12 protein-coding genes and 1 tRNA gene are annotated in these 11,925 nt (G+C 46.5%); 4 read left to right on the top strand and 9 right to left on the bottom strand.

Features of this window, described 5'->3' with window-relative positions; all coding sequences use genetic code 11:
- Nucleotides 1-9: 9 nt before the first annotated feature.
- The 5 genes from Q7R76_00235 to Q7R76_00215 are packed head-to-tail and all read right to left on the bottom strand — an operon-like array spanning nt 10 to nt 6,581.
- A complete protein-coding gene (locus Q7R76_00235) occupies nt 10-1,527 on the bottom strand; it encodes a hypothetical protein (GenBank protein ID MDO8642006.1) in 1,518 nt (505 codons plus the stop codon).
- Complete coding sequence (locus tag Q7R76_00230) at nt 1,524-3,047, bottom strand: VCBS repeat-containing protein (GenBank protein ID MDO8642005.1); 1,524 nt, start codon at nt 3,045-3,047, stop codon at nt 1,524-1,526. Before Q7R76_00230 ends, Q7R76_00235 begins: the two co-directional genes overlap by 4 nt.
- A gap of 9 nt (nt 3,048-3,056) precedes the next feature.
- Nucleotides 3,057-4,673: a hypothetical protein gene (locus Q7R76_00225; GenBank protein ID MDO8642004.1), complete on the bottom strand. Its 1,617-nt coding sequence runs from the start codon at nt 4,671-4,673 to the stop codon at nt 3,057-3,059.
- Nucleotides 4,670-5,887 (bottom strand): serine hydrolase, encoded by a 1,218-nt coding sequence (locus Q7R76_00220; protein ID MDO8642003.1) that lies wholly within the window; start codon nt 5,885-5,887, stop codon nt 4,670-4,672. The genes Q7R76_00225 and Q7R76_00220 overlap by 4 nt, the downstream gene beginning before the upstream one ends.
- The gene (locus Q7R76_00215; GenBank protein MDO8642002.1) at nt 5,877-6,581 is read right to left on the bottom strand and encodes a peptidoglycan recognition family protein; all 705 of its coding nucleotides are present in this window, start codon (nt 6,579-6,581) and stop codon (nt 5,877-5,879) included. Before Q7R76_00215 ends, Q7R76_00220 begins: the two co-directional genes overlap by 11 nt.
- Before the next feature lie 143 nt (nt 6,582-6,724).
- Here Q7R76_00215 and Q7R76_00210 point away from each other — a divergent pair, with 143 nt between their 5' ends.
- The 3 genes from Q7R76_00210 to Q7R76_00200 all read left to right on the top strand — a co-directional run bounded on the left by Q7R76_00210 (nt 6,725) and on the right by Q7R76_00200 (nt 8,561).
- Entirely contained in the window at nt 6,725-7,315 is a 591-nt protein-coding gene (locus tag Q7R76_00210; GenBank protein MDO8642001.1) for a hypothetical protein, read from the top strand.
- 49 nt (nt 7,316-7,364) lie between these two features.
- A tRNA-Gln gene (locus tag Q7R76_00205) sits at nt 7,365-7,437 on the top strand.
- Between the two features lie 59 nt (nt 7,438-7,496).
- Nucleotides 7,497-8,561 carry a hypothetical protein gene (locus tag Q7R76_00200; protein ID MDO8642000.1) on the top strand — a complete coding sequence of 355 codons (1,065 nt, stop codon included), beginning with the start codon at nt 7,497-7,499 and terminating at the stop codon, nt 8,559-8,561.
- Nucleotides 8,562-8,578: 17 nt separating this feature from the next.
- Here Q7R76_00200 and Q7R76_00195 read toward each other — a convergent pair whose 3' ends face one another.
- Both Q7R76_00195 and Q7R76_00190 read right to left on the bottom strand, forming a co-directional pair.
- The gene (locus Q7R76_00195; GenBank protein ID MDO8641999.1) at nt 8,579-8,920 is read right to left on the bottom strand and encodes a hypothetical protein; all 342 of its coding nucleotides are present in this window, start codon (nt 8,918-8,920) and stop codon (nt 8,579-8,581) included.
- Nucleotides 8,908-9,114 carry a hypothetical protein gene (locus Q7R76_00190; protein ID MDO8641998.1) on the bottom strand — a complete coding sequence of 69 codons (207 nt, stop codon included), beginning with the start codon at nt 9,112-9,114 and terminating at the stop codon, nt 8,908-8,910. Before Q7R76_00190 ends, Q7R76_00195 begins: the two co-directional genes overlap by 13 nt.
- A 324-nt stretch (nt 9,115-9,438) precedes the next feature.
- On the opposite strand from Q7R76_00190, the gene Q7R76_00185 reads away from it, so the two are divergent.
- A complete protein-coding gene (locus Q7R76_00185) occupies nt 9,439-10,119 on the top strand; it encodes a hypothetical protein (GenBank protein ID MDO8641997.1) in 681 nt (226 codons plus the stop codon).
- On the opposite strand, the gene rpsJ is transcribed toward Q7R76_00185, so the two are convergent.
- Nucleotides 10,116-10,427, bottom strand: coding sequence for a 30S ribosomal protein S10 (gene rpsJ, locus Q7R76_00180; GenBank protein MDO8641996.1), 312 nt, complete (start codon nt 10,425-10,427; stop codon nt 10,116-10,118). The two genes, Q7R76_00185 and rpsJ, sit on opposite strands and share 4 nt — an antisense overlap.
- A 95-nt stretch (nt 10,428-10,522) precedes the next feature.
- A complete protein-coding gene (gene tuf, locus Q7R76_00175; GenBank protein ID MDO8641995.1) occupies nt 10,523-11,818 on the bottom strand; it encodes a translation elongation factor EF-1 subunit alpha in 1,296 nt (431 codons plus the stop codon).
- Nucleotides 11,819-11,925: the final 107 nt, after the last annotated feature.

Below are 11,925 nucleotides of genomic sequence, written 5' to 3'. Positions count from 1 at the left end.
TACCCGTAATTATTTTCTATCTTTTCTTTTTTTGTGAGATTTGCAGTATTCTTCAAAACTAAGAAGGGGATCACGCTCGAGAGCTGCACGATTTTTCCGCTCGAGTTTTGTGAGCTGACCTAAAAAAGAGGCAGGCGGTGAAGGAGATGCTGGCTGTATGTTAGGAGGAAGAGAAGCATAGACTTGTTCATACGCTGCACACAGCCGCTCAAACGCAGGGCCTGAAAGGTTATAGAAAGTCCTTCTTTCATGAGGACTGGGATATATTTCTTTTAGATTTTTTAAAAACCCTGCAAGAGCGGGCTGTGCAAGAGCGCGGTTATTCCAGCGAAAGATTTGCGTGCGTTGGTTTCTCGGCGTGCGCAGAAGAAATTCGGCAAGCATATCAATAGAGCCCACGCCGTTGGCTTCAAAATAGCCAGTGCTATGGCGAGAGGAAGCATACCGAAATTTTACATAATCCCATGCGAGTCTTTCAACCTGCACAGAAGAAGGAAGGTACGGGCCAGATTCGCTTCCGCCATGGGGCTGTGCAAGGTCGCCTAAAAAATCAGCCAGCACGGTCGGAAGCGGGCGTTCATCGTGATATGCCCAAGGATCAAGTGCAAAAGAAGGGCTGAAACTTAGTTCACCGCCGTGTTTATAGGAAGTCCGAACTGCATGCTCCTTGAAGTCGTCAATCTCCAGCTTTTTTCTGCCGGTCACAAAGTCTTCGAGATTTTGTATTTCTTCAGGTGTCCCAATAAATGCCTGCCTTTTTTTAAAAAAATGAAATACTGCTTCAAGATAGGTTTGCGCAGTGATACTTTTTTTATGGCGATGCGCAACAACCGGAACATCGGTGTATCTTCCATCGTGCACAAGATTAGGGTAATACTGTGATTCGTCATTTTCTCGATTCTTAAAAAGAGTGCGCATGCCAAGAGACAGAGGCAGCGATTTTAATCCATGCTCATGAAAATACACTGCACTGCTCACCGAGAAGAGAAGGAATGCTTTTATTTGGTCTTCCGATTCGATATAATCACCGAGCAGTTCAATTCGTGAGCCATTGTTTTTAACGCGGACATTGCTCCCGACTGAATGGGGCGTGAGCATAAAAAGGGCATAGGGAACAGCAAGTGCGTAAAAAAGCTCAAAGCCGAAATGGTCAGCGCTATAATCAGTGCCGCCCGGATTGCTCATATTCCAGTGGGTAGAATGGCCAATAACACGGATATCTTGATCAGAATAAATAAATCGGAGTAATTCCCGCCGTGCAAGATAGAGCGTGTCATAGGCCTGCTGGGTAAATCCCGGCTGGACGCGCACCGGCGGTGTACAGATTTCTGGATCGTGCTCATCCACATACATGCCATTACCCATGCGCGTGCGAATCGCAGTATCTGATAGTTTGTGATAGGTAGGTGGATATTTTTTGAGAAGGCCCGGCCACAGAGTTTTAAAATCAAGCGGCTCTGGACTCCATTTTAACGCATCAAATGCCTGAAATTCGTTTTCAATGCCGACGTAAAGGGGCGGGCTCATTTTGCATTCCGGCCATTGTTCTCTGCTAATGAAAGATGAGGGGGGATATTTGGTTCAATGAAACAATGGGGGATAAATCCAACCGATGAAGATAATGCCACTCCCAAATAAAGTCTGCCTTCGAACTGTGCTTCAAAAAGAGAGTGATAATCCGGAGTGTCTGCAGCGAATGAGAAAAGTGGATTGCCGCGCGCATCCATAAAACGAGCGTGATTTGTCCACTCATGGTCAGGATATGCAATCACCGTCTGCGCACCAATCCACAGTACGCTTGCAGGTGCACCCGGCTCATCAGACGTCAAACGAAAACGGTAACGAAGCGGCAAATACTCGTCACCCGGAAATACATACAGGCCAGTATCACTGCTGTCTTCACGGCCAATAAGAAGATCATCAATTCCATCATGGTTAGCATCAGCAACAGAAATGTGCAACTTGTTTTGGAGGGTATAATCATTTCCCGGAAGCTGTACCAATCCACGCTCACCATCAAGAAGGTACGTTCCTCGGTCGCTGAACAAAACTGCTTCGCGTTTTCCATTGCCATCAAAATCACCAACTGCAGAGGGATGAACGGAGATTGTTAGTTCTTGAAGAGCTTTCATCGTCGGTTCGCTTAATTCAGATGAAAGAACGAATTTATTATCGGAATAACTAAGCACAACACTCGGCCCCCGTACTTGGTCAATCACTACCGGGGGCAGTAGGATCTTTGGGGGTTTATTGTCACTCGAATAAAGCGGTTCGCCTGTTTCTGAAATACCGCGAACGTTGCCTTGTTCAGTCATGAAGAAATAAGCAGTGTTGCCATTATAGGCGTAGCGGCGCACTTCGCTTATTTTTTCATTAGACGAGAAAAGAGGAGTCAAGGTGATTTTAGGCGAGTTTTCTTCCTGCGCATAAGAAAGTTCAATCCGATAAATACCATGATCAGTTGTTGCCAGCACTGCGGCGGTGCCTGCTGAAATCAAACCAGAAAAGCGCATTAAATAGGTTGAACTGGAGCCATAATTGTTAAAAACTGAAAACAATCCGTCAACGTGCCCCACTACAAGAAGGGGGCTGCTGTACGGGGGAACAACAACTGGTTGGATGGGAGTACTAAAGTCAGAGCCAGCAACTAACCGAACAGTTAGATTATCTTGCCAACTACAGTGCCGTTGAAAATAGGTATTAATTTGTGCAGTCATAGTAGTTTTTGAGAGAAGTACCTCAAGAGCACCGACTCCTTGCTCCTTTTTTGTTTCATCAAACAAACGTTCTGCAGTCTCGTAATTTCCCACCTCGACGTTTGCTATTGCTTCGTTTAATTTCCGCTGGCGCACCGCACGAGGATGGCAAGAACTGTAGATAATGGTAGATGCAAGAGCTGTGGAAAGCAGGACAGAACCCCATGCACGATAGAACTTAAATCGTGATGCCAGTTTAGTTTCACGAGCAGCAACCAGTTTGTTATGCTCTCTAATCTTTTGTAAGCTCCCGAGCAAGCTTTCGATGATTGAGCCAATTTTTTTTTCCATGGGCAGTACCTATTTATTTACATCCCCAGGGGCAGACGTTGTTTCAACTTTTTTTTGTTCAGCAAGGACAGTGGGATGAATATAATCAATGTAGGATATAACTCCTATGACAAGGGCGGCAACAGCTCCAACAACACCTACGGCAAGATAGTTGGAACGTGAAAGTTTTGACGCATGCCACGCCCGACGCCAGCTCACTTGGCGTTGTGAGTCTGAAGGAGAATAGCCTTCAGGGAGAGAGGCATCTGCAGAAGAATCGTACGGAGGATGCTCATGTTCAATAAAATCATCAAGATTCCGGATGGGAAATGAGAGTGGTGATTTCAACGAAACAGCTGGCTCAAAAACCGCCCTGACAGCGCGTGAAAGTTCTTTTGACAATACTTTACGATCTCTTTGGGGGATTGTTACATCAGTTGCAAGAGAATTGGGAAGTTCAAGTATATCCTCATGAACCACAGAATCGTATTGGTCAGTAAGAGCCGAAACTAATCTTTTTTGTTGTACGGGCTTCAGGCGTGGGAGGGTTTCTGCGATAACATCCATAGCAGGCAGAGATAAAAGCGAAATTGCCCGGCCAGAAGCATCACTAATGGTGATGGCATCCCATGAACTCATTTCGTGCACACGCTGTTGCTCGACGACTGAACCAAGAAACGCGGCGAGCGGCGGCAGTTTTTTTTCTTCTGCATACGCTTTTGCATCGAGACAAAAAAGTGGGTCATACGCAAGTTTCAGGTCTGCTCCTTTATATGAATACTGCACTGCAAACCGCCTGAACCGGTCCATATCAAGTGTTCGTTTTCCCTGCACAAAATCTTCAAGCGTGGCCACTTCTTCTGGCGTGCCAAGCTTGAGAATAACTGGTTTCAGATAGTCATACGTTAATTCAAGATATGTTTGGGCAGTGATGGTGGTAAATGTACCATGAAGAAATGCAGTGACCTTAGTATGCCTGCCGTCAAGAACAGGATGTGCATATTTTAGGTCAATGAGAGGAAACTCACCAGATTGAAGGGGCATTTTTCCGCCGTTCCCTGTACTAAAAACACTTGCAGCGTACAAGAGTAAAAATGAAATAATCTGATCCATGTCTTCAATGTAGTCTCCTAACAGTTCCCAGCGGACTACTGGGCCGTCCTGCCGATTGTTCTGTTTCAGGCGAAGATTAGTTCCCACCGAGAGCGGGTTTAAGGTGAAAAGAGAATAAGGAACAACGTATGATTTCATGTGAGACGAACTGTCAGCACTGCCATTGTCGATGGAAGGAACAGAAATATTCCAGTGCGTTGAAAAACCAACAAGACGCGCGGCGGGCTCTGACGAAAGCAAATCGAGAAGTTCTTTTCTGCCAGCGTACAATGCTGCTGCTGCCTTTGTGGCAAACCCCTGTTCAACCCGCACAGGTGGCGTGCATACTTCAGGATCTTCCCCATCAATGTAAATGCCAGAGCCAACGCGTGTTCTGATAGACGTCGGACTTTTTCTAAAGTGAGGCTGCTTATATCTTTTTAGTAGATCTCTCCAAAAAAAATCAGGTCCGGAAGTAAGTTGACGATAGGATTGAGTAGACGTGTCCATAATCTGAAACTCGTTTTCAATTCCGACGTAGACTGGTTCGGTCATCGGTCAAAACCCCGCATCATGCCGTGATAGTACACATCATACACTATTCTTGAAATAACATTCATAACGCTTCCAGCACTGCTCACCGCCGGAAGCAATGGTTGTGGATGTACTTCGACATTAAACACAAAAGGCAATGAATGTTGACGATGAAATTCATCAAGCACACCCTGCAATTGGAGATACGCAATGTCGATTGGTGATGGTTCCACGGGAACAGCAGTATGAACCTCAGTTAGCACAGAATTTCTCTTGTGCTGGCCAATGCGGTTACACATGATGGTCAGCGCATACCGTTGGTCAATGACGCCAGTAACAAGAAGATCGTCGCCATCACGAGAGTCGGTGATAGATCCCATCTTGCTACCGATGATGGTGCCGATAGGTAGGTAGGTGCCTAACGGGGAAGAACTATTTTGTTCAAGAATCCTCTGCATCTGCAGACAACTGGCTGGTGAAGCAGCAGTCAGCTCATAAATCCGCGCCATGAGCAGCGTGAGATTGTTTGCTGTTGTCGGGTTGCTCCCATCGGGGTTCCACTCGGTACGCGTTCGCGGCACATTCGCGCTTAGAAGATGGCCCATCATGGTGCGAGTGGCACCAAGCTCCTGCATAAGCGCATTAATGTACGGAAGGGTCACATGATGAGCAAGCATGTTGGTCGCTTCATTATCTGAAGCACTAATCATGAGATCGAGCAGGTCATAGACAGAGACTGCTGTTCCGAGTTTTATGTTAGTTACTGCGTCATAACTTTCAAGAGAATATCGATGATCAACCACCAGTTTATCAGTGAGGTCGAGTGTTCCTTGGTCGATAGCGTGAAACACGGCAATCATGACGGGAACTTTGATAGTTGATGCTGACCAACCCATACGGTCGCCAGAAATAGAAAAAGAAGGAACGCGCCCAGTAAGATCGTAAAAGCTCACGCTGATGTACATGTCAAGAGTGGATTCATAGCTCCGCACTTTTTCTGCAAGTTTTTCACCAAGTGTTTCTGGAATCATGTCACCAAACTCGCGCTGCAGTTCAGCACGAGAAAGTTGTTCCAGTAGCGATTGGGAAGGAGTGTAGGTATAACCCACTCTTTGCTGATATCCGGAAAAACGACTTGAGTCAGCAGAAGAGAAACCTGAAAAATCAAGAGATAGGTCATCCTGAATGCGTTGAAAAAGAGACTGGCGACGAGGCCTCTTTGGTTTATCTGCCATCATTTCCACCGCTGTAGCGCTGCCCTGCTTCCATAACGCGGAGATACGAGGGGCCCGGACAGAGTTTTAATAAGTGAAACATGGAAACAACACGCTGAAATGGTTCAGCAAAAGCACGTTGTACGCCACGCTGAAACTGCGCGTCGATTGCTCTGCTGATTGCTTCGCGTGCAACAGAAAAAGGGCCATGGTCACACACATCCATACCGACATCCGACAACGGCATGCCTGACGTGCCAACCAATCCATTGTAGCGTTCAATTAAATCGTTCAGATGTTCAAATTGGCCAAAGGTGTGGGACAACACCGGAAGAGAGATGCCTGCTCGGCTTGATAATTCTGACCGAAGCGCATAAAAAGCAGCAAGCGCCGGCGATGACGAAGCGCATTTATCGGCATGCAAAAGCACCACGCCAACACTGTGCTGGTTTTTACCGAGCGTGTGCGCGCCCTGCACATCCAGTGGGCGCGTGGAATAAATTGTTCCGTCAGGATGAATGGCAAAATGGTAGCCGATGCCTGCAAAGCCACGCCCAAGAGAAAATGCCAAAAGGTCTGACAGGTCACTATGTTTGTAGGTATTGTGCAGATAGATCCTATCAAACCCCTTCATGGGTTCATGGTTTGCACGAAGTGGATATCGACATTCAACAACAGGCAAACGCCCAAGCCGAGCTGCAGCAAAAGTAAGCATAGGTTCGAGCCGAGCGACGATGTTTATAAACGTTTCGGGGAGGTTTATATAGGAATTAGGAGGGATGAATCAAGCCAACGGACAGCAGAAAAGCCGTTCCAGAATAAAAAACCTTAAATAGAGATGAGTGATTTTTCAGGGGTATGGTTGACCAACAAAGTCTTGAGATACTTACTGAAATGGCACTTACTTCGGTGATGATAGGTGTAATTGCCGGCACAGTAACGCTTGGTCACTGGTATGTTCTGAGAAGTAGAGTACGCGACTATGGAGCATCGGGAATTGCACAGCAACTCACCCCAACTGCAGAGCCAGCACGGACAATACAACGCAGCACGGGACCAAGAGCAACTGACGATCCGCAAATCCGCGAAGAAGGAGACAATATTGTTGAATTCACACAAGTCGGAGATGATAGTTTTCGCCAGTATGGTGACCAACAAACAACCGTCAGAATTAACTGCAGCATTGGAAAAGGACTCACGGTAGATGATTATGTTGCTGCGGTCGCTTATTTAGACAAAAGGGCACAACGAATTCATCCGCACGAAGAGCCGCACTGGCCGCATTTCCATGAGCGAGCATATCTCTTGCACGGCGTTGCAGTTACGGTGCCTGAACCGCTCGGCATGCTGCGCGTGCAGGGATATTCGCCTGCAGTCAAGCCAGTTGTTGAGCAGCTTATGGCAAACCTTCCATTTCTGAAACGGCCGAGAGAAGTTCAAGTAAAATAAGACTTTGAAGCGCAATTTTTATAAAGAAACCTCTCACAACGATTCATACAGCCCCGTCGTCTAGTGGCCAAGGATATCAGGCTCTGGTCCTGAGGACCGCGGTTCAAATCCGCGCGGGGCTATTATTATTTTTCTGTTATTTTCAACAGGTTTATAAATCACTCATGTTCCACCACAATAAATGACACCTTCCAAACTCACCCGCCGCGAAGAAGAACAGCGAGAAGCATTTTTCAACCGTCCGAGCACAGTCAGGGATAGTATAGGCAGCAGGACGGTAATTGAGGCAACAAGAGACAGCGTGCTCGAAGCAGTTGCCCGCTGTGCAGAAGACCCCGACAATCGTGCGGTGCTGATTCAAGGAGCACTTCTGCCGGAAAATGTTCAACCACACGAGGAGTGGGAACTTGCACTTGAACCATGGCGTGTTTTCTTGAAGTATGGAGAGGAAGTTAACCTGCGCGTTCCCCGCTCAATCAGAGAGGCGCTTGCCCAACAGACATCAGAAGTCAAGCTTCGCAGAGAAAAATTTGCTGGCCTTGATGAACATGTTGACTACTGCGGCTTGGTCTGGACCGGCATCCGCACCAGAACCAAGCGAAAAGTGCATCTGGTTGATGCGATTGAAGGAGTGAAACTTTTTGTATACGCCGATACCCGGCACAAGCGCTCGCCTGATCGCATCGACGTCAACGCCTACGCTGACACTAAAACAGCGCCAACACAAGGGGCATTTTATATTGTTGAAGTTCCTTCACGCTCACGAACAACACCGTATCTCTTTCGCCTTCAATCCGTCCCGCTGCCGAACAGCGAGCAGCGCCATGTCGTCTGGACTGACGAGCATGCGTACGGGCATGGATGTGAAGAGAACTTATACTATTTCAGTTATCGGCGGCGAACTGGCGAGCACGTATTTTGTCCCCATGTTGTCGCAGCGCACATGGCGGTGGCAAAACAGGAGAAAAAACGCGGATTTATGGATATGCCCTTCCCGCTCCCCACACCATTTCTCGTCGAGAAAGTCTACAACGTTCTTCGCGGACGAACAATGATACTTGAGGAAGTGACTGAAAAGGAAAAAACAAGAAAAATAAAACGGCCGCTGAACAAAGGTGAGGTTGAATTAGTCTTGTGGAAAGCGGTTGCGCACTACGGCCATGACCGGACGTGTTATGTCAATACTGACTCTCGCAGAGGCCCGGTTGATCCGCGCATGCAGGAATACCGCTGGCAGATTTCTTAAGGAAGAGAAAATGAGGATTACACAAACCCGCCTACACCGATTGTTCTAAGAATATGCTTAATTTCGCCAATGGTTTGTTGTTGATGTTTTTTATCAGACATTCTGACAAATTTGAGAAGGATGTCGGTTAATTCTTCCTGTTGGATACATCTAAGTTTAAATCCATCGACAATAAAGTAGAATCGGAAAGTGTTATATTTTAATTCTTTGATGACGATGCCGCCAACGGTTCCCAGAAGTTTTCCTTTGTGAGGATTTTCTTCAAGCTCCTCGATCAAATCAAAAACACGGTCAGCGTCTTGTTTAAACGTTTTTTCTATTTCTTCAAAGAGGCTTTCTACAATTTCTATTTGTGCCATCGTTCAGCATGCCGTTTACGGGCTTCGGCAAGGGTTATAGTGTTTTCAGACGAAAAAAGAAGTTCGCGCAATTGTTCTTTGACAGCGAGATCGTACATCCGTTTGACAATATCATCGTACGTATCTTCTTTCCCGCCAAAAGTGCTTATGGCTGCTTTGGTTTCTTTGCTGAGTTGGATGGTTGTGGTGGTCATTCTATAGCAGATATAGTGGTTATAGTATATAAATTTTACGTACGACACACCGATTAATGCCGCGGCGCCCACTATGAGACTTATATAAGTACTCCATTTTATAATATAATAAATATAAAAACAAAACATTTATATATAAGTTACGCTACAGAACAAGATTAATCATTGAGGTGATGGAGATGCAGAAAACTATTGACTTTTGCTATTTTGGCAAAGGGTTCAAGCCGAAAGTGCACGCGAGCGTGCCATTCCACCTTCAGACAACACTGGAAGCGGCATGAACGTGTACTGACAACGCGAACAACAAAAACACGGTCCTACCTCATGAAGAGAAAACTGGTCAAGCAAGGAGATAATGCACTGACGGTCACGATTCCGGCATCGTGGGTACACACTCACGGCCTCACCCCAGGAAATCAAGTTGATGTGCGCGAAGAAGGACAGGAACTGATTCTAAGTAGCGCGCCTGCTGAAGAAAAAACAGCGGAAATAACGATTGTCGAAGGAGCAGAAGAAAAAATACGCGAATTATATCGGGGGGGATACGACCGTATCGTTGCCCGATTCTCCAACGCGAAAACACTCTCGAAAATACAGAGTGTCGTCGGGAAACTCTACGGGTTTGAAACCATTGAGATAACAACAGCAACGTGTACGATTAAAAGCGTATACGAGGAAAAACCGGAAGAGTTGCCCAACCACATCAAACGAATGACGACAGCATTAAAAGTATTGCAAGAATTAGTGCTGAAGCAATTCAAACACAGAAAAGAAAATGAGCACATACCGCACTTTAGAGATAATGTTGTTCAACAAGCTGACCTCATTGTTCGGCTCATTCGCAAACACCGGCTTATTGAAGAATTGTCGATGTATGAAGAGGCGATGAAAGGTGAACAGATGGCGAAGATGGATTATGAAGTGTACAAAGAAGGATTAGTAAAATCAATGCCGACAAATGTTATTGCTTTTTTTGAAAAAGTCAAGAAAGTTATGAAGAATTAATTCTCAATCATTTCTATCTCAATATTCAGGCCTTCGGGAATCGGCACACGCATCACAAGGCGAAGCGCACGTTCATCAAGCCCCAAATCAATCAGCCGCTTGTGGACACGCATTTCATAGCGCTCCCAGGTTGCCTTGCCGTTGCCACAGGGGCTCTTTCTGGTCGTGAGCTTGAGCCTCTTCGTCGGCAGTGGAATGGGACCGCGCATTTGTACGCCGGTCTTTTCAGCAATGCCCCGAATGTAGTCGCACACTTGATTGATGCTGTCAATCTCAGCGCAGACCAGTTTGATTCTTGCTTTTTGCATTGTTTTGTTCCTTACATGATAAAATTCTTATTCATCATGCCTGTACCCCTTGTGAGCTATCGATGTATGGTATAATGAAAATAAATTAAAAAAATTTAGGCGAGCTTTTTCTCGACAATGTCAATGCACATGCCCGCAGCAACGGTTGCACCAGAGTCGCGAATTGCGAATCGGGCAAGCTGGGGAATGTCTTTCTGCTTCTCAATGACAAGCGGCTGGAGCGGTCTGATTTTTACGATCGCAGCATCGCCGTTCTTGATGAAGTCAGGCTTCTCTTGAAGCACTTCGCCGGTTGCAGGGTTCAATTTCTTGACCAGTTCGATGAACTGGCACGCAACCTGTGCAGTGTGGATGTGGAACACCGGAGTGTATCCTGCCGTGATAACGGTTGGGTGGTTCAGCACGATAATTTGTGCGGTGAACTCGCTGGCAACTTTTGGAATGTTGTCAGGGTGACCCATAACATCGCCGCGGGTAATGTCTTTTTTACCAACGCCACGCACTGAAAGGCCGACGTTGTCGCCGGGCTCTGCCTGTTGCATCTGTTCGTGGTGCATCTCGATTGTTTTGACTTCGCCGGGCACGCCTTTTCCTTCGCGGCCGGGTACAATCATGACTTTGTCGTTTACCTTGAGAATGCCGGTTTCAATTCTTCCGACCGGAACAACGCCGATACCAGTGATGTTATAGACATCCTGTATAGGCATGCGCATCGGAAGGTTGGTTGGCTTTTCAGGTGATTTGAGATCGTCGATGGTTTCAAGCAGTGATTTGCCCGTGTACCATGGCATTTTTGTTGTTTTGGTTGCAACGTTCTCGCCGTGAAGTGATGCCATCGCCACAAACGGAATCTGGTCAGGCTTGTAGCCGACTGATTTGAGCAGCTTGGAAACATCTTCCTTGGTCTGGTTGAACTTTTCCTGTTTGTATTCAACGCCCGGCATGTCCATTTTGTTGATGGCGATGATAATCTGCTGGACACCGAGGGTCTTTGCAAGGAACACGTGCTCCTTGGTCTGAGCCATGATGCCGTCGGTTGCAGCAACAACAAGTACTGCGGCGTCTGCCTGTGACGTTCCGGTAATCATGTTCTTGATGAAGTCCTTGTGTCCGGGTGCGTCGATAATAGTAAAGTAGTATTTGCTGGTCTCAAACTTGCGGTGGGAGAGGTCAATGGTGACACCACGTTCCCGCTCTTCTTTGAGATTGTCCATAACGAAGGCGAATTCAAATCCTTTCTTGCCGAGCTCTTCTGCTTTTTCCTTGAGCTTGCGCATGGCTGCTTCGTCAATGTTCTTGGTATCGTACATCAGTCGTCCGACTGTAGTGGACTTTCCGTGGTCAACGTGTCCGATGAATATCAAATTTATGTGGGGCTTTTCTCTTGCCATAGGGATTTCCTCCGTTCACTCTTTTTTATGATAAGGAGAGTAAGGAATCTTCCTTAATCTCTTGAATTTTCTTTATTTTCTGCCATTTCTGGCGTTTATGAACCTCT

The sequence above is a fragment of the Candidatus Woesearchaeota archaeon genome (assembly GCA_030651375.1).
Classification (GTDB): Archaea; Nanobdellota; Nanobdellia; order Woesearchaeales; family UBA12501; genus JAUSFM01.
The sequence above is the reverse complement of the archived record's forward strand: the minus strand, read 5'-3'. Positions and strand labels throughout refer to the sequence as shown.

What these genes read in the sequence shown, in the direction of transcription:
- rpsJ (MDO8641996.1), bottom strand. Translation starts at nt 10,427, where the DNA reads ATGCAAAAAGCAAGAATCAAACTGGTCTGCGCTGAGATTGACAGCATC.
- Q7R76_00190 (MDO8641998.1), bottom strand. Translation starts at nt 9,114, where the DNA reads ATGACCACCACAACCATCCAACTCAGCAAAGAAACCAAAGCAGCCATA.
- Q7R76_00210 (MDO8642001.1), top strand. Translation starts at nt 6,725, where the DNA reads ATGGTTGACCAACAAAGTCTTGAGATACTTACTGAAATGGCACTTACT.
- Q7R76_00235 (MDO8642006.1), bottom strand. Translation starts at nt 1,527, where the DNA reads ATGAGCCCGCCCCTTTACGTCGGCATTGAAAACGAATTTCAGGCATTT.
- Q7R76_00200 (MDO8642000.1), top strand. Translation starts at nt 7,497, where the DNA reads ATGACACCTTCCAAACTCACCCGCCGCGAAGAAGAACAGCGAGAAGCA.
- Q7R76_00225 (MDO8642004.1), bottom strand. Translation starts at nt 4,673, where the DNA reads ATGACCGAACCAGTCTACGTCGGAATTGAAAACGAGTTTCAGATTATG.
- Q7R76_00195 (MDO8641999.1), bottom strand. Translation starts at nt 8,920, where the DNA reads ATGGCACAAATAGAAATTGTAGAAAGCCTCTTTGAAGAAATAGAAAAA.
- Q7R76_00220 (MDO8642003.1), bottom strand. Translation starts at nt 5,887, where the DNA reads ATGGCAGATAAACCAAAGAGGCCTCGTCGCCAGTCTCTTTTTCAACGC.
- Q7R76_00215 (MDO8642002.1), bottom strand. Translation starts at nt 6,581, where the DNA reads ATGCTTACTTTTGCTGCAGCTCGGCTTGGGCGTTTGCCTGTTGTTGAA.
- Q7R76_00230 (MDO8642005.1), bottom strand. Translation starts at nt 3,047, where the DNA reads ATGGAAAAAAAAATTGGCTCAATCATCGAAAGCTTGCTCGGGAGCTTA.
- Q7R76_00185 (MDO8641997.1), top strand. Translation starts at nt 9,439, where the DNA reads ATGAAGAGAAAACTGGTCAAGCAAGGAGATAATGCACTGACGGTCACG.
- tuf (MDO8641995.1), bottom strand. Translation starts at nt 11,818, where the DNA reads ATGGCAAGAGAAAAGCCCCACATAAATTTGATATTCATCGGACACGTT.